This is a genomic window from Pseudomonas sp. (genome assembly GCF_049590575.1).
Lineage (GTDB): Bacteria > Pseudomonadota > Gammaproteobacteria > Pseudomonadales > Pseudomonadaceae > Aquipseudomonas.
Map to the genome: position 1 here is coordinate 17,520 of NZ_JBAWDE010000301.1, position 15,280 is coordinate 32,799.

Annotated in this window: 17 protein-coding genes; 15 read left to right on the forward strand and 2 right to left on the reverse strand. The window is 61.3% G+C overall.

The window, feature by feature from the left end; genetic code table 11:
• Nucleotides 1-45: 45 nt before the first annotated feature.
• On the forward strand, nucleotides 46-942 hold the full coding sequence (locus WBR57_RS21060) for a DMT family transporter (protein ID WP_424086256.1): 897 nt from the start codon (nucleotides 46-48) through the stop codon (nucleotides 940-942).
• Between the two features lie 134 nt (nucleotides 943-1,076).
• Entirely contained in the window at nucleotides 1,077-2,642 is a 1,566-nt protein-coding gene (locus WBR57_RS21065) for a methyl-accepting chemotaxis protein (RefSeq protein WP_424086259.1), read from the forward strand.
• Nucleotides 2,643-2,738: 96 nt separating this feature from the next.
• Here the strand turns inward: WBR57_RS21065 and WBR57_RS21070 are convergent, their stop codons facing one another.
• A complete protein-coding gene (locus WBR57_RS21070; protein ID WP_424086261.1) occupies nucleotides 2,739-3,431 on the reverse strand; it encodes an alpha/beta family hydrolase in 693 nt (230 codons plus the stop codon).
• 79 nt (nucleotides 3,432-3,510) lie between these two features.
• Between WBR57_RS21070 and ccoN (WBR57_RS21075) the strand changes: the two genes are divergently transcribed.
• From ccoN (WBR57_RS21075) to ccoP (WBR57_RS21110), 8 genes are all read left to right on the forward strand, one after another.
• Nucleotides 3,511-4,935 carry a cytochrome-c oxidase, cbb3-type subunit I gene (ccoN, locus tag WBR57_RS21075; RefSeq protein ID WP_424086263.1) on the forward strand — a complete coding sequence of 475 codons (1,425 nt, stop codon included), beginning with the start codon at nucleotides 3,511-3,513 and terminating at the stop codon, nucleotides 4,933-4,935.
• 10 nt (nucleotides 4,936-4,945) lie between these two features.
• A complete protein-coding gene (ccoO, locus tag WBR57_RS21080) occupies nucleotides 4,946-5,554 on the forward strand; it encodes a cytochrome-c oxidase, cbb3-type subunit II (RefSeq protein WP_034108140.1) in 609 nt (202 codons plus the stop codon).
• A gap of 3 nt (nucleotides 5,555-5,557) precedes the next feature.
• Nucleotides 5,558-5,758: a cbb3-type cytochrome oxidase subunit 3 gene (locus WBR57_RS21085; protein ID WP_424086265.1), complete on the forward strand. Its 201-nt coding sequence runs from the start codon at nucleotides 5,558-5,560 to the stop codon at nucleotides 5,756-5,758.
• Nucleotides 5,755-6,702, forward strand: coding sequence for a cytochrome-c oxidase, cbb3-type subunit III (gene ccoP, locus WBR57_RS21090; RefSeq protein WP_424086267.1), 948 nt, complete (start codon nucleotides 5,755-5,757; stop codon nucleotides 6,700-6,702). Before WBR57_RS21085 ends, ccoP (WBR57_RS21090) begins: the two co-directional genes overlap by 4 nt.
• Before the next feature lie 333 nt (nucleotides 6,703-7,035).
• Nucleotides 7,036-8,478, forward strand: a complete 1,443-nt coding sequence (ccoN, locus tag WBR57_RS21095) for a cytochrome-c oxidase, cbb3-type subunit I (RefSeq protein ID WP_424086269.1) — start codon at nucleotides 7,036-7,038, stop codon at nucleotides 8,476-8,478.
• Nucleotides 8,478-9,086 (forward strand): cytochrome-c oxidase, cbb3-type subunit II, encoded by a 609-nt coding sequence (ccoO, locus tag WBR57_RS21100; RefSeq protein WP_424086271.1) that lies wholly within the window; start codon nucleotides 8,478-8,480, stop codon nucleotides 9,084-9,086. Before ccoN (WBR57_RS21095) ends, ccoO (WBR57_RS21100) begins: the two co-directional genes overlap by 1 nt.
• Before the next feature lie 5 nt (nucleotides 9,087-9,091).
• The gene (locus tag WBR57_RS21105) at nucleotides 9,092-9,277 is read left to right on the forward strand and encodes a cbb3-type cytochrome oxidase subunit 3 (protein WP_424086273.1); all 186 of its coding nucleotides are present in this window, start codon (nucleotides 9,092-9,094) and stop codon (nucleotides 9,275-9,277) included.
• A complete protein-coding gene (gene ccoP, locus WBR57_RS21110) occupies nucleotides 9,274-10,251 on the forward strand; it encodes a cytochrome-c oxidase, cbb3-type subunit III (protein ID WP_424086275.1) in 978 nt (325 codons plus the stop codon). Before WBR57_RS21105 ends, ccoP (WBR57_RS21110) begins: the two co-directional genes overlap by 4 nt.
• Before the next feature lie 104 nt (nucleotides 10,252-10,355).
• On the opposite strand, the gene WBR57_RS21115 is transcribed toward ccoP (WBR57_RS21110), so the two are convergent.
• Nucleotides 10,356-11,030 (reverse strand): hypothetical protein, encoded by a 675-nt coding sequence (locus WBR57_RS21115; protein ID WP_424086277.1) that lies wholly within the window; start codon nucleotides 11,028-11,030, stop codon nucleotides 10,356-10,358.
• Between the two features lie 365 nt (nucleotides 11,031-11,395).
• Between WBR57_RS21115 and WBR57_RS21120 the strand changes: the two genes are divergently transcribed.
• From WBR57_RS21120 to WBR57_RS21140, 5 genes are all read left to right on the forward strand, one after another.
• Entirely contained in the window at nucleotides 11,396-11,650 is a 255-nt protein-coding gene (locus tag WBR57_RS21120; RefSeq protein WP_424086279.1) for a type II toxin-antitoxin system Phd/YefM family antitoxin, read from the forward strand.
• Nucleotides 11,650-12,060 carry a type II toxin-antitoxin system VapC family toxin gene (locus tag WBR57_RS21125; RefSeq protein WP_424086281.1) on the forward strand — a complete coding sequence of 137 codons (411 nt, stop codon included), beginning with the start codon at nucleotides 11,650-11,652 and terminating at the stop codon, nucleotides 12,058-12,060. Before WBR57_RS21120 ends, WBR57_RS21125 begins: the two co-directional genes overlap by 1 nt.
• Nucleotides 12,061-12,266: 206 nt before the next feature.
• Nucleotides 12,267-13,670 (forward strand): cytochrome c oxidase accessory protein CcoG, encoded by a 1,404-nt coding sequence (gene ccoG / locus WBR57_RS21130; protein WP_424086283.1) that lies wholly within the window; start codon nucleotides 12,267-12,269, stop codon nucleotides 13,668-13,670.
• Nucleotides 13,671-13,704: 34 nt separating this feature from the next.
• A complete protein-coding gene (locus WBR57_RS21135; RefSeq protein ID WP_424086285.1) occupies nucleotides 13,705-14,244 on the forward strand; it encodes a FixH family protein in 540 nt (179 codons plus the stop codon).
• 115 nt (nucleotides 14,245-14,359) lie between these two features.
• The coding region (locus WBR57_RS21140; protein WP_424086287.1) for a heavy metal translocating P-type ATPase metal-binding domain-containing protein at nucleotides 14,360-15,280 on the forward strand (921 nt) is incomplete at its 3' end.

Here is a 15,280-nt window from a genome sequence, read left to right on the forward strand (position 1 = left end):
GGCCACTAGGCAACACTCGCCGCCTTATTGATGTAGGAGCGTTGTGTGAGACCCGTCGACACCCTGTACCTGTTGGGGCTCGCCGCCATCTGGGGCGCGAGTTTTCTGTTCATGCGCATTATCGCGCCGGAAATCGGCACGGTGCCGACCGCGTTTTTCCGCGTGTCGATTGCTGCCGCCGGGTTGCTGGTGATCCTGGCGATGCTGCGCGTGAGCTGGGATTTCCAGGGCAAGTTCAAGACAGTCCTGTTGCTGGGGGTGATCAACTCCGGCATCCCGGCGACCCTGTATTCGGTGGCGGCCCAGGTGCTGCCGGCGGGTTACTCGGCGATCTTCAATGCCACCACGCCATTGATGGGCGTGTTGATCGGCGGGCTGTTTTTCAGCGAGCGCCTGACCCCGTCGAAAGTCGCCGGGGTGTGTTTGGGCCTGTTTGGCGTCGGCGTGCTGACCCGCGCGGGGCCGGTGGCATTCGACCTGGAATTGCTGATGGGTGCACTGGCCTGCCTGTTGGCCACCACCTGCTATGGGTTTGCCGGTTTCCTCGCACGCCGCTGGCTGGACCAGCGCGGCGGGCTGGACAGCCGCCTCGCCGCGCTGGGCAGCATGCTCGGCGCCACGCTGTTGCTGCTGCCGTTGTTTGCCTACAACGCCATCCGCCATCCGCCCGCCAGTTGGGGTGGCGGGCCGGTGTGGTTGTCGCTGCTGGGACTGGGGCTGGTCTGTACGGCGTTTGCCTACATCCTGTACTTCCGTTTGCTGTCGTCGATCGGCCCGGTGAGGTCGATGACCGTGACCTTCATGATTCCGCCGTTTGGCGTGTTGTGGGGCGCGCTGTTGCTGGATGAGCCGTTGTCGATGGCGCACCTGTATGGCGGGGTCTTGATTGCGGGCGCTTTGTGGCTGGTGCTGCGGCCGGGCAAAGTGGCCAAGGCGCTGTAGCCAGGTTTCCACGAAGGACGCGGCATTGCCCGCAGCGCTTCCCCCGATGCTGGCGGGCCGATTGTTGCAAAATTAAGTTAAATAAATGCCCGCCATGGCCGATAACCCCTGAAAGCCTTGCGGATTGAACAATCATGCGTAATAACCAACCCGTTACCCAGCGCGAACGTACCTTCCCCGCTCAGCAACGGTTGATCTCAACCACAGATGCCAAAGGCGTGATCACCTACTGCAACGACGCTTTCGTCGAGATCAGTGGGTTCACCCGTGACGAACTGCTTCGCGCCCCGCACAACCTGGTGCGTCACCCGGATGTTCCGGCGGCGGTGTTCGCGCATATGTGGACCACGCTCAAACAAGGCTTGCCATGGATGGGCATTGTCAAGAACCGCTGCAAGACCGGTGATCACTACTGGGTTAACGCCTATGTGACGCCCGTCTTCGAAGGCAACCAGGTGGTCGGCTACGAATCGGTGCGCATCAAGCCCACCGCCGAGCAGATCCGCCGCGCCGAAGCGCTCTACCACCGCATCAACCAGGGCAAGTCGGCGATTCCCCAGCGCGATAAGTGGTTGCCGGTGTTGCAGGACTGGCTGCCGTTTATCCTGGTCAGCCAGTTGAGCTTCATGATCGGTGCGTCGCTCAATTCCCACTGGGGCTTTGCCCTGGCGGCAGGGTTGTCGGTGCCATTGGGCCTGCTGGGCCTGAGCTGGCAACAGCGCGGCCTCAAGCGCCTGCTGCGTTTGGCCGAGCAGACCACCTCCGACCCGTTGATCGCGCAGATGTACACCGACAGCCGTGGCGCCCAGGCGCGCCTGGAAATGTCGATCCTCAGCCAGGAGGCACGTCTGAAGACCTGTCTTACGCGCTTGCAGGACACTGCCGAACACCTCAACGACCAGGCGGCGCAGTCCAACACGCTGGCGCATAACAGCTCCAGCGGCCTGGAACGCCAGCGGGTGGAAACCGAGCAGGTGGCCACGGCGGTCAACCAGATGGCGGCGACCACCCAGGAAGTCGCCAGCCATGTGCAGCGCACCGCCGATGCCACCCAGGAAGCCAATCGCCTGACCGGCCGTGGCCGTGATATCGCCGGTGAAACCCGCGAGGCGATCCAGCGCCTGTCGGTGGCCGTGGGCGAGACCGGCGTGACCGTCACCCAACTGGCCAAGGACAGCGATGAAATCGGCGGTGTGGTCGATGTGATCAAGGGCATCGCCGACCAGACCAACCTGCTGGCGCTCAACGCGGCGATTGAAGCTGCGCGTGCCGGTGAGATGGGCCGTGGTTTTGCGGTGGTGGCTGACGAGGTCCGTCAATTGGCGCAGCGTACCGCTGAATCGACTGGGCAGATCCACGCGCTGATCGCCAAGCTGCAGCAAACCGCTGCCGCCGCCGTGCAAACCATGGACGCCGGGCATCGCCAGGCCGAAGAAGGCGTAGCACGGGTGATGGAAGCGGACCAGGCGCTGGTGGGCATCAGCGAGGCGGTGGCACATATCACCGACATGACCACCCAGATCGCCGCCGCAACCGAAGAGCAAAGCTCGGTGGCCGAAGAGATCAGCCGCAACATCAGCACGATTGCGCTGCTGGCGGACCAGACCTCGGAGCAGGCGTTGAACTCGGCGCAGTTGAGTGAAGAATTGACGCATACCGCCAATACCCAGTACTCGTTGGTAGAGCGTTTTAACCGCTGATCCCGCTATCGGGGGCAAGCCCCCTCCCACACTTAACCGCATACATCTGTTGGAATGCGGTCAAAATGTGGGAGGGGGCTTGCCCCCGATGGGGCCCTACAGACCACCCAAAAACCCAGCCACCTTCACCGCCGCAGCCTCCAGATGCTGCTCATGCGTAAACCCCGACGCCTTCAACGGCTTCAAGTCATGATCCCCCGCCGCCAGCCAGAGCACCTCGATGCTCGGCGACAAGTCATACCCCTCCACCGCAGCCCGGTTACCCAGCGCATCGCGCTCGCCCTGCACAATCAACGTCGGCGTGTTCAGCCCGGCCAGGTGCTCAGTGCGAGGTTTTTCCGGTTTGCCCACCGCATAGAACGGATAACCCAGGCACACCAACCCGTCCGCACCCAGCTCCTCCGCGACTAAACTGGCCATACGCCCGCCCATGGACTTGCCGCTAATCGCCAGTTTCCCAGCGACATGACGTCGCACCTGGGCATACACCTCGCGCCAGCATTCCAGCAGTTTCGGCGCCGGGTTGGGTGGGCGTTTGCCGCCGTCCGCGCGGCGCTGGGCCATGTAGGGAAACTCGAAGCGCAACACGTTCACGCCATGCCCGGCAAGGCGTGCAGCCATGTCGTTCATGAAGGCTGAGTCCATCGGTGCGCCGGCGCCATGGGCCAGGATCAGCGTGACCGCCTTGCGCCCTTGAGCAACCGAAGCTTCATCCCACAGCCAGCCGTGTTCCCGCACACACTGCGCCCATTGATCCCCGTCAATACTGGCCTTGTGCTCTTTGCCCATGCTTGCCTCGCTTTTTAGTCTGCCTATAACTCCAGCCCAAGTGCCGCATCTGCTTGGGTTGAACCGTGGATGGGGAACCATGAACACTACTTTAAGTACCGCCTATAACTACAAGGTGGTCCGCCAATTCGCCATTATGACGGTGGTGTGGGGCATCGTCGGCATGGGGCTCGGGGTTTTTCTCGCCGCCCAATTGGTCTGGCCTGCACTCAACTTCGATTTGCCCTGGACCAGCTTTGGAAGACTGCGTCCATTGCACACCAACGCAGTCATTTTCGCCTTTGGTGGCTGCGCGCTGTTCGCCAGTTCATTTTACTCGGTGCAGCGTACCTGCCAGACCCGCTTATTTGCTCCCGCAGTTGCCGCGTTCTGCTTCTGGGGCTGGCAGTTGGTCATCCTGCTGGCCGCGATCAGCTTGCCGCTGGGCTACACCAGTTCCAAGGAATACGCCGAGCTGGAATGGCCGATCGACATCCTCATCACCATCGTCTGGGTGGCCTACGCCATCGTGTTCTTCGGCACGGTGATGAAGCGCAACACCAAGCACATCTACGTCGGCAACTGGTTCTTCGGTGCGTTCATCATCACCGTGGCGATCCTGCATATCGTCAACAACCTGGAAATCCCGGTCAGCCTGACCAAGTCCTACTCCCTCTACGGCGGTGCGACGGATGCCATGGTGCAGTGGTGGTATGGGCACAACGCGGTAGGCTTTTTCCTCACCGCGGGCTTTCTGGGGATGATGTACTACTTCGTGCCCAAGCAGGCCGAGCGTCCGGTGTATTCGTATCGCCTGTCCATCGTGCACTTCTGGGCGCTGATCACCCTGTACATCTGGGCCGGCCCACACCACCTGCACTACACCGCGCTGCCGGACTGGGCGCAATCGCTGGGCATGGTGATGTCGCTGGTACTGCTGGCACCGAGCTGGGGCGGCATGATCAACGGCATGATGACGCTCTCGGGCGCCTGGCATAAGTTGCGCAGCGACCCGATCCTGCGCTTTCTGGTGGTGTCGCTGGCCTTCTACGGCATGTCGACCTTCGAAGGCCCGATGATGGCGATCAAGACCGTCAACGCCCTCTCCCACTACACCGACTGGACCATCGGCCACGTCCACGCCGGCGCCCTGGGTTGGGTGGCGATGATTTCCATCGGCGCGCTGTACCACATGATCCCGAAAATCTTCGGCCGCGAGCAGATGTACAGCCTCGGCCTGATCAACGCGCACTTCTGGCTGGCCACCATCGGCACCGTGCTCTACATCGCCTCGATGTGGGTCAACGGCATCGCCCAGGGCCTGATGTGGCGTGCGGTCAACGAAGACGGCACCTTGACCTACTCCTTCGTCGAAACCCTGGTGGCCAGCCACCCTGGCTTCGTCGTGCGGCTGGTGGGCGGTGCGGTGTTCCTCAGCGGCATGTTCCTGATGGCTTACAACACATGGCGCACCGTGCGTTCGGCGCAGCCAGTCGAAGCCGCTACCACTGCGCAGCTGGCCTGAGGAGTCTGTGATGAAACACGAAACGATTGAAAAGAACGTCGGCCTGCTGATGCTGCTCATGGTGCTCGCCGTGAGCATCGGCGGCCTGACCCAGATCGTCCCGCTGTTCTTCCAGGACGTGACCAACAAACCGGTGGAGGGCATGAAGCCCTACACCGCGCTGCAACTGGAAGGCCGTGACATCTACATCCGCGAAGGCTGTGTGCAGTGCCATTCGCAGATGATCCGCCCATTCCGCGCCGAAACCGAACGCTACGGCCACTACTCGGTCGCTGGCGAAAGCGTGTGGGACCACCCGTTCCTGTGGGGCTCCAAGCGCACCGGGCCGGACCTGGCCCGCGTCGGCGCGCGCTACTCGGACGACTGGCACCGCGCGCACTTGTACAACCCGCGCAACGTGGTGCCGGAATCGAAAATGCCGGCCTACCCCTGGCTGGTCACCGCCCAGGTCGACAGCAGCCACACCGAGACCAAGTTGAAAGTAATGCGCACCCTCGGCGTGCCGTACACCGACGACGACATCAGTGGCGCCGTCGCCAGCCTCAAGGGCAAGACCGAGATGGACGCGCTGGTTTCGTACCTGCAAGTGCTCGGCACTGCCATCAAGAGCAAGAGGTGAGCCATGGGATTTGAATTCGATGCGGGCACCATCCGCGGCCTCGGCACGCTGGTGGTTGCCATCGCCTTTATCGGCTTGTCGCTATGGGTGTTCAACAACAAGCGCAATGCGCAATTCGAGCAGGCGCGCCTGCTGCCCTTCGCCGATGAACCCACCCCACCCGACGCTCAAGAAGAGCCTGCAACAAGGAGCAACCGGCCATGACCCTGTTCTGGAGTACATGGATCTGCGTACTGACCCTCGGCAGCCTGATCGGCTTGACCTGGCTCTTGATCGGCACCCGCAAGGGCGAGACCAAGGGCAGCGTCGACCAGACCATGGGCCACGCCTTCGATGGCATCGAGGAATACGACAACCCGCTGCCCCAGTGGTGGTTCATGCTGTTCGCCGGCACCCTGGTGTTTGCGGTCGGCTACCTGATCCTCTACCCGGGCCTGGGCAACTGGAAAGGCGTGTTGCCGGGCTATGAAGACGGCTGGACGTCGGCCAAGGAGTGGGACAAGGAGATGGCCAAGGCCGACACCAGGTTCGGGCCGATCTTCGCCAAATTCTCGGCCATGCCCGTGGAAGAAGTCGCCAAGGACCCGCAGGCATTGAAGATGGGCGGCCGCCTGTTCGCCTCCAACTGCGCGGTGTGCCACGGCTCGGACGCCAAGGGCGCATTCGGCTTCCCGAACCTGGCCGATAACATCTGGCGCTGGGGCGGCTCGGCCGAGGCGATCAAGGCGACCATCCTCAACGGGCGCCACGCGGCGATGCCGGCCTGGGGTGAAATACTCGGCGACGACGGCGTGAAAAACGTCGCCGCCTATGTCCGTCACGACCTGGCCAAGCTGCCCTTGCCCGCCAACAGCACCGCCGACCTGGCCGCCGGCCAAGCGGCCTTCAGCACCACCTGCGTAGCCTGCCACGGCCCGCAAGGCCATGGGATGGAAGCCATGGGCGCGCCCAACCTGACCGAGCCTGCCGGTTACATCTACGGCACCAGCCTCGCGCAATTGCAGCAGACCATTCGTCATGGCCGCCAGGGCCAGATGCCGGCGCAGGAAGTGCTGCAGGGCCAGGACAAGGTGCACTTGCTCGCAGCCTACGTGTACAGCTTGTCGCATAACGCTGAAGGTGCAACGCCGCCAAGCCAGCCTGAGTAACCTCTGACGGTGGCGAGGGAGCAAGCTCCCTCGCCACAGGTCACCCCCTTCCAACACACAACTTTCCCCCCCTGCCATTCGGGTCTACGCTTCCCTGCAGAGTGGAGCGGTTTTGGCGCGCGCGACGTTGATCGCTGCGGCCTGAAAAAATTCCTGTCCACTTGATCAGCTTTCGATTTCTGATTTTGTCCCTACGCCAAACATGGAAAGGGCGCAGAATCTGGCCCGGAACGCATTGATACAGGTCAGCCATTGCGTTGCAATGGCCCCTCGGTTTGTCCATACTTGCGGCCGATTTCAACTATAAAAAAACCTAAACCGTGGAACCTTAGAATGAGCACAGCAATCAGTCCGACTGCTTATAACTATAAGGTAGTCCGCCAGTTCGCCATCATGACGGTGGTCTGGGGGATCCTTGGCATGGGGCTCGGGGTGTTCATCGCCTCGCAACTGGTGTGGCCGGAGTTGAATTTCGGTTTGCCCTGGACGTCCTTCGGCCGCCTGCGCCCGCTGCACACCAACCTGGTGATTTTCGCCTTCGGCGGCTGTGCATTGTTTGCCACCTCCTACTATGTCGTGCAGCGAACCTGCCAGACGCGACTGATCTCCGACGGCCTCGCCGCCTTCACTTTCTGGGGCTGGCAAGCCGTGATCCTCGGCGCCATCGTCACCCTGCCGCTGGGCTACACCACCACCAAGGAATACGCCGAGCTGGAATGGCCGATCGCCATTTTGCTGGCGATTGTGTGGGTGACCTACGCCGTGGTTTTCTTCGGCACCATCGTCAAGCGCAAGACCAAGCACATCTACGTCGGCAACTGGTTCTACGGCGCGTTTATCCTGGTGACGGCGATGCTGCACATCGTCAACCACGCCTCGCTGCCGGTCAGCCTGTTCAAGTCCTACTCGGCCTACGCCGGGGCAACGGACGCGATGATCCAGTGGTGGTACGGCCACAACGCCGTGGGTTTCTTCCTGACCACCGGTTTCCTGGGGATGATGTACTACTTCGTGCCGAAACAGGCCGAACGTCCGATCTACTCGTACCGCCTGTCCATCGTGCACTTCTGGGCGCTGATCACCCTGTACATCTGGGCGGGCCCGCACCACCTGCACTACACCGCATTGCCGGACTGGGCGCAGTCGCTGGGCATGGCGATGTCGATCATCCTGCTGGCACCCAGCTGGGGCGGCATGATCAACGGCATGATGACGCTGTCGGGCGCCTGGCATAAATTGCGCACCGACCCGATCCTGCGCTTTCTGGTGGTGTCGCTGGCGTTCTACGGCATGTCGACCTTCGAAGGGCCGATGATGGCGATCAAGACCGTCAACTCGCTGTCCCACTACACCGACTGGACCATCGGCCACGTGCACGCCGGCGCCCTCGGCTGGGTAGCGATGATCTCCATCGGCGCGCTGTACCACATGATCCCGAAACTGTTCGGCCGCGCGCAGATGCACAGCGTCGGGCTGATCAACGCGCACTTCTGGCTCGCCACCATCGGCACCGTGCTCTACATCGCCTCGATGTGGGTCAACGGCATCACCCAGGGCCTGATGTGGCGTGCGATCAACGATGACGGCACCCTCACCTACTCCTTCGTCGAAGCGCTGCAAGCCAGCCACCCGGGCTATATCGTCCGCGCCCTCGGCGGTTTGTTCTTTGCCAGCGGCATGCTGTTCATGGCCTACAACGTCTGGCGCACCGTGCGTGCCTCGGACCCTGAAGAAGCCGAAGCCGCCGCCAAGATCGCCGTTGTGGGAGCCCACTGATGAAGCATGAAGTAGTCGAGAAGAATATCGGCCTGCTGGCCTTCTTCATGGTCATCGCCGTGAGCATCGGCGGCCTGACCCAGATCGTCCCGCTGTTTTTCCAGGACGTGACCAACAAACCGGTCGAAGGCATGAAGCCGCGCACAGCCCTTGAAGTCGAAGGCCGTGACGTCTACATCGCCAACGGCTGCGTGGGTTGCCACTCGCAGATGATCCGCCCGTTCCGTGCTGAAACCGAACGCTACGGCCACTACTCGGTCGCCGGTGAAAGCGTCTGGGACCACCCGTTCCTGTGGGGCTCCAAGCGTACCGGCCCGGACCTGGCCCGTGTCGGCGGGCGTTACTCCGATGACTGGCAGCGCGCGCACTTGTACAACCCGCGCAACGTAGTGCCTGAGTCGAAAATGCCGGCGTACCCGTTCCTCGTGGAAAACAAGCTCGACGGCAAGGACACCGCGAAGAAACTCGAAGTCCTGCGCGCCCTGGGCGTGCCCTACACCGATGAAGACATCGCCGGTGCAGCGGCCGCCGTGAAGGGCAAGACCGAAATGGACGCACTGGTGGCCTACCTGCAAGGCCTGGGCACCCTCATCAAAAGCAAACGGTGATCTCCATGGATATCGGGATGATTCGAGGCCTGGGCACCGTTGTCGTGATGGTGGCCTTTATCGGTTTGGCGTTGTGGGTGTTCAGCCCACGGCGCAAGGCGGAGTTTGACGACGCGACGATGTTGCCCTTTGCGGATGACCCCGAAGCCATCAAGCACGTCGAGCAAGCGTCTAGGAGTAACAAAGAATGACTACGTTCTGGAGTCTGTACGTCACAGTCCTCAGTCTGGGTACCATCTTCGCCCTGACCTGGCTGCTGCTGTCGACCCGCAAGGGCCAGCGCGCCGAGCAGACGGACGAAACGGTCGGCCACTCGTTCGACGGCATCGAGGAGTACGACAACCCGCTGCCAAAGTGGTGGTTCATGCTGTTCGTCGGCACCATCATCTTCGCCCTCGGCTACCTGGCGCTCTACCCCGGCCTGGGCAACTGGAAAGGCCTGCTGCCGGGCTACAACTACCTCGACAACGACAAGCAAACCCCCTTCGCCAACGGCCAGACCGGCTGGACCGGCGTGCATGAATGGGAAAAGGAAATGGCCAGGTCGGACGCCAAGTTCGGGCCGATCTTTGCCAAATTCGCCGCGATGCCGATTGAAGAAGTTGCCAAAGACCCGCAAGCCTTGAAGATGGGCGGCCGCCTGTTTGCCTCCAACTGCTCGGTGTGCCACGGTTCCGACGCCAAGGGCGCCTACGGCTTCCCCAACTTGACCGACGCCGACTGGCGCTGGGGCGGCGAGCCGGCCACCATCAAGCAAACCATCATGCAAGGCCGTCATGCGGTGATGCCCGGCTGGGCCGAAGTGATCGGCGAGCAAGGCGTGGCCGACGTGGCGGGCTTTGTGGTGACCAACCTCGACGGCCGCAAACTGCCGGAAGGCGCCAAGGCCGACGTGGCCAACGGCGCGAAACTGTTCGCCGCCAACTGCGTGGCGTGCCACGGGCCACAGGGCAAAGGCACGCCGGCGATGGGCGCGCCGGACCTGACCCACCCAGGTGCATTCATCTACGGCTCGAGCTTCGCGCAACTGCAGCAGACCATCCGCTACGGCCGCCAGGGCCAGATGCCCGCGCAGGAGCAATTGCAAGGCAATGACAAGGTCCATTTGCTCGCGGCGTATGTTTACAGCTTGTCCCATGCCAAGCAGGAAGCGGAGACTGAGTAAGCGGCAATGCCACTGAAAAAGCCCCACCCGTGACTGCCGGCGGGGCTTTTTTTCGATGTTTGGCAGACCGTTATCCTGCGGCACGTCCGTGCCACAATCAGCATTCAGATCCAAGTCCGATTACCGAGGGTGAGCCACTCATCCAACACCGTATGAGAAATCATATTCTGAAATCCGGACCCACCTAACCCATCAAGCACCTTACCCGTCAGTGACTTCCTGGACAGCAGTTCACTTGCAAACATTCTGTCCTCGTCAGTGTACCGACTCGAAGCATCGGACGACTTGACCGCCTGCAAGGTTTCCCGCGTAACCACGTTTTCCATTTCCGAGGCGTTGCGCCCTGTGACGAATTCATAGGGTTTCGAAAACGTGCTGAACTTATTAAGTAAATGCCACGTGAGGCTGAGATCGGACAGACCGCTGAAGCGACCGTTCTGAGGTTTTATGTAGGCGCTTACGCTTGGACGGTCGATATCGCCACTCCGGGCGAGTTGCTCCATGAGCCCGGGATTACCCAATAGCGCGAGGGCAAACCGAGAGAAATGAGCGTCGGCACCTTCCTGCGGGCTGCCGTGCGCTATCGCGTGGAGCGATTCGCGGGTGACCACACCCGGTTTGTTCGGGTCGACAAACTTGGAGAAGTTGTTGCTCAGATAAGTCGCCATGCCTTTGTTGCTCAAGGATTTAAATGGATTATCGGAAGCAGGCGCTTGAGTAGAGGCTGATGACGGTGTGTTGGCAGGTACGGCTGAATGAACAAGGGAATTGATGTTCATGGTGACTCCTCATAGACAAAATGCTTATTGAATATTGCCTGGCCTCACAGGGAGGACCCGGTTCGAGCCCTCTCTGGAACCCTCCAGACTTCAATTGAAACCTGATAGGCAATAAGTGATAGCAATCGCCAAACCGTTCCTACAAACCCATTTTTCATGTGTAAAAAAACATCACTTGAATCGTAAGACCTGATCCGCCCTGACCACTGAATAAGCCCCAGTTCGATGTAAGACTTAGCACCAGGCAGGCCCCCGTAAACGCCTTAGCAACAGTCAGCGCCAGCCGCTCGGAAAGACCGGGTTGTCGCCCGGACGCGAAAAGTAGTAACGTAACTACATACAGCCTGAAAAGGAGGGGGTTCCCCGTGACTATCACCACTATTTCCAGCCGCGAATTCAACCAAGACACAAGCGGTGCCAAAAAAGCCGCCCGCCAAGGCCCGGTTTTCATCACCGATCGCGGCAAACCTGCCCATGTACTGCTAAGCATTGAGGACTACCAGAAACTGACCGGTCTGAATGTCGACATCGTTGACCTGTTGGTGCTGCCTGAAGCGGCCGAAATCGAATTTGAACCCGAACGTGCCGTGATCACTCAACGACCCGTGGACTTCTCTTGATGTATCTACTCGACACCCATGTGATCTCTGAACTTCGTAAACCCCAGGCTGACGCCAATGTGGTCGCCTGGGCCAAAAGCGTTACCGCGCCGCGCATGTTTATCTCGGCGATTACTCTAAAAGAGTTGGAAACCGGGGTACTGCGCATGGAGCGTCGCGACCCCGCTCAAGGCAAGCTGTTACGCACTTGGCTCAAGCGCCATGTGCTGCCGGCGTTCGATACCAGAATCCTGCCGGTTGACGCAGCAGTAGCGCTGCGCTGCGCGCACTTGCAGGTGCCGGACCAGGCCAATGAGAGTGATGCGTTGATAGCCGCGACCGCTCTGGTACATGGGCTGACGGTGGTCACGCGCAACGTCGGTGACTTCAAGTCCAGCGGCGTCCCACTGATTAATCCATGGGATGAATGACCGGCTTGGCTGCAAAAACCGTCCATACTTCACAAGTCAATTGATCTGCGTCACGTACACCATCAATTGATTAACCCCAATGCGACCAAAGGTCGCACCTGTTAAGCCACACCAGGGGCGTATCATTACGCCACTGCAACACCCCAATTTGACCCCGGCTGGCACGTATCGGCCGAGGCAAATCTCCACCGCCGTGGGATGCAATGATGAGCGACCAAATACCGGTACATAACGTTACCCCGCCTGCCAAAACCGTTGATCTCTACGCCTCGCGAGAGAAAATCTACACCCGGGCCTTCACCGGGGTGTTCCGCAATTTGCGCATGCTCGGCGGCGCAGCCCTGTTCCTGCTCTACTTCGGCACCGTGTGGCTGAACTGGGGTGGCCACCAGGCCGTCTGGTGGAACCTGCCGGAACGTAAATTCTTTATTTTTGGCGCGACCTTCTGGCCCCAGGACTTCATCCTGCTTTCGGGCATTCTCATCGTTGCGGCGTTCGGGCTGTTCTTTATCACGGTGTACGCCGGGCGTGTGTGGTGTGGGTATACCTGCCCGCAAAGCGTGTGGACGTGGATCTTCATGTGGTGCGAAAAGGTCACCGAAGGCGACCGCAACCAACGCATCAAGCTGGATAAAGCGCCGATGGGTGCGAACAAGTTCCTGCGCAAACTCAGCAAGCACACGCTGTGGTTGCTGATCGGCTTTGCCACCGGCATGACCTTCGTCGGCTACTTCTCGCCGATCCGCGAATTGGTGTTCGACTTCTTCACCGGCCAGGCCGATGGCTGGTCGTATTTCTGGGTCGGTTTCTTCACCCTCGCCACCTACGGCAATGCCGGCTGGCTGCGCGAACAGGTGTGCATTTACATGTGCCCGTACGCGCGCTTCCAGAGCGTGATGTTCGACAAAGACACGCTGATCGTGTCCTACGACCCGCGCCGTGGCGAAGTGCGTGGCCCGCGTAAAAAAGGGACCGACTACAAGGCTGAAGGCCTGGGCGATTGCATCGACTGCACGATGTGCGTGCAGGTGTGCCCGACCGGTATCGACATCCGCGACGGCCTGCAAATCGAGTGCATCGGCTGCGCGGCCTGCATCGATGCCTGCGACACCATCATGGACAAGATGGAGTACCCGCGCGGCCTGATCAGCTACACCACCGAGCACAACCTGTCCGGGCAGAAAACCCACAAGTTGCGCCCACGCCTGATCGGCTATGCGCTGGTGTTGCTGGCGATGATCGGCTTGCTGGCGGGCGCGTTTTTCATGCGCTCGCTGGTGGGCTTCGACGTCAGCAAGGACCGCGTGCTGTACCGCGAAAACGCCGAAGGGCGGATCGAAAACGTCTACAGCCTGAAGATCATGAACAAGGACCAGCGCGACCACACCTACGTGCTCGACGCCGCCGGCCTGCCGGACCTGAAGCTGCAGGGCCGCCGCGAAATCAAGGTGGCGGCCGGTGATATCGTCAGCATGCCGGTGGAGTTGTCGAGTGCGCCGGAGCAACTGCCGTCGAGCACCAACGAGGTAACCTTCATCCTCAAGGATGCCGATGACGACAGCGTTCATATTGAAGCCAAGAGCCGATTCATCGGCCCCCAAGTTCGTTGATAAATAGAAAGTTTCGTTAATAGAGAGCAGAACAATGCCCCTAGCCACTGCCGCAAGCCCCTGGTACAAGCACCTCTGGCCCTGGATCATCATCGCGATCCTGGCCTGCTCGGTGACCTTGACCTTGTCCATGGTGACGATCGCGGTGAACAACCCGGACAACCTGGTCAACGACAACTACTACGAGGCCGGCAAAGGCATCAACCGCTCCCTGGACCGCGAACTGCTGGCCCAGACCCTGCAACTGCGCGCCAAGGTGCACCTGGACGCGCTGACCGGCGAAGTCGAGGTGCACCTGACCGGCAACAGCAACCCGGCCACCCTGGAGTTGAACCTGATTTCGCCGACGCAGCCGGAAAAGGATCGCAAGGTCAACCTGGCCCGCAGCGACAGTGAAGCGGGCCGTTACATCGGCCAGGTCACCGACAAGGTCGAAGGCCGCCGCTTCGTCGAATTGCTCGGCGTGGAAGGCGACCGCACCTGGCGCCTGTTCGAAGAAGAACAGGTCAGCCACGACAAGGACTTGCTGCTCGGTGACGAGCCGTTGCAGGGTGCTGAAGACCTGAAGAAGTAAAAGCCTGCGCTTCGCGCATCGCGGGCAAGTCGAGACGTCGCACCGCCTCGCGGTCCCTTGTGGGAGCCGGGCTTGCCCGCGATGAGGCCCTTCCTGCCAGCTAAGATCTAAACCTATGACCAGCCCAACCTCCTGCTACCACTGCGCCCTGCCCGTCCCACCCGGCAGCCGGTTTACCGCCGTAATCCTCGGCGAGCGCCGCGAACTGTGCTGCCCGGGTTGCCAGGCGGTGGCCGAGGCCATCGTGGCCGGTGGGCTGGAAAGCTATTACCAACACCGCAGCGAAGCCTCGGCCAACCCCGAGGCGCTGCCGGTGCAACTGGTGGACGAACTGGCGCTGTATGACCGCGCCGATGTGCAAAAACCCTTTGTACGCCACGAGGGCGACCTCGCCGAAACCACCCTGTTGATCGAAGGCATCAGCTGCGCGGCCTGTGGCTGGCTGATCGAAAAACACCTGCGCAGCCTACCCGCCGTCGCCGAGGCGCGGCTGAACCTGTCCAACCATCGCCTGCAGGTGCGCTGGGCCGACGCGCAATTGCCGTTGAGCCAGCTGCTGAGTGAACTGCGCCAGATCGGCTACGCTGCTCACCCGTATCAGGCGGACCGCGCCGCCGAGCAACTGGCCGGCGAAAACCGCCTGGCCTTGCGCCAACTCGGCGTGGCCGGTTTGCTGTGGTTCCAGGCAATGATGGCGACCATGGCCACCTGGCCTGAATTCAACATCGACCTGAGCCCGGAGCTGCACGTAATCCTGCGCTGGGTGGCGATGTTTCTGACAACGCCGATCGTGTTCTACAGCTGCGCGCCGTTCTTCAAGGGCGCGATGCGTGACCTGCGCACCCGCCACCTGACCATGGATGTGTCGGTGTCCCTGGCGATTGGCGGCGCCTACCTGGCGGGTATCTGGACCGCGATCACCGGGGTCGGCGAGCTGTACTTCGACGCCGTCGGCATGTTCGCGCTGTTCCTGCTGGCCGGTCGCTACCTGGAGCGCCGCGCACGCGAGCGCACGGCGGCCGCCACCGCGCAGTTG

Excerpts from the sequence above, each read along its gene's own strand:
- WBR57_RS21105 (WP_424086273.1), top strand. The coding sequence starts at position 9,092 with ATGGATATCGGGATGATTCGAGGCCTGGGCACCGTTGTCGTGATGGTG.
- WBR57_RS21065 (WP_424086259.1), top strand. The coding sequence starts at position 1,077 with ATGCGTAATAACCAACCCGTTACCCAGCGCGAACGTACCTTCCCCGCT.
- ccoP (WP_424086267.1), top strand. The coding sequence starts at position 5,755 with ATGACCCTGTTCTGGAGTACATGGATCTGCGTACTGACCCTCGGCAGC.
- WBR57_RS21085 (WP_424086265.1), top strand. The coding sequence starts at position 5,558 with ATGGGATTTGAATTCGATGCGGGCACCATCCGCGGCCTCGGCACGCTG.
- ccoO (WP_424086271.1), top strand. The coding sequence starts at position 8,478 with ATGAAGCATGAAGTAGTCGAGAAGAATATCGGCCTGCTGGCCTTCTTC.
- WBR57_RS21125 (WP_424086281.1), top strand. The coding sequence starts at position 11,650 with ATGTATCTACTCGACACCCATGTGATCTCTGAACTTCGTAAACCCCAG.
- ccoN (WP_424086269.1), top strand. The coding sequence starts at position 7,036 with ATGAGCACAGCAATCAGTCCGACTGCTTATAACTATAAGGTAGTCCGC.
- ccoP (WP_424086275.1), top strand. The coding sequence starts at position 9,274 with ATGACTACGTTCTGGAGTCTGTACGTCACAGTCCTCAGTCTGGGTACC.
- ccoO (WP_034108140.1), top strand. The coding sequence starts at position 4,946 with ATGAAACACGAAACGATTGAAAAGAACGTCGGCCTGCTGATGCTGCTC.
- WBR57_RS21115 (WP_424086277.1), bottom strand. The coding sequence starts at position 11,030 with ATGAACATCAATTCCCTTGTTCATTCAGCCGTACCTGCCAACACACCG.
- ccoG (WP_424086283.1), top strand. The coding sequence starts at position 12,267 with ATGAGCGACCAAATACCGGTACATAACGTTACCCCGCCTGCCAAAACC.
- ccoN (WP_424086263.1), top strand. The coding sequence starts at position 3,511 with ATGAACACTACTTTAAGTACCGCCTATAACTACAAGGTGGTCCGCCAA.
- WBR57_RS21070 (WP_424086261.1), bottom strand. The coding sequence starts at position 3,431 with ATGGGCAAAGAGCACAAGGCCAGTATTGACGGGGATCAATGGGCGCAG.
- WBR57_RS21135 (WP_424086285.1), top strand. The coding sequence starts at position 13,705 with ATGCCCCTAGCCACTGCCGCAAGCCCCTGGTACAAGCACCTCTGGCCC.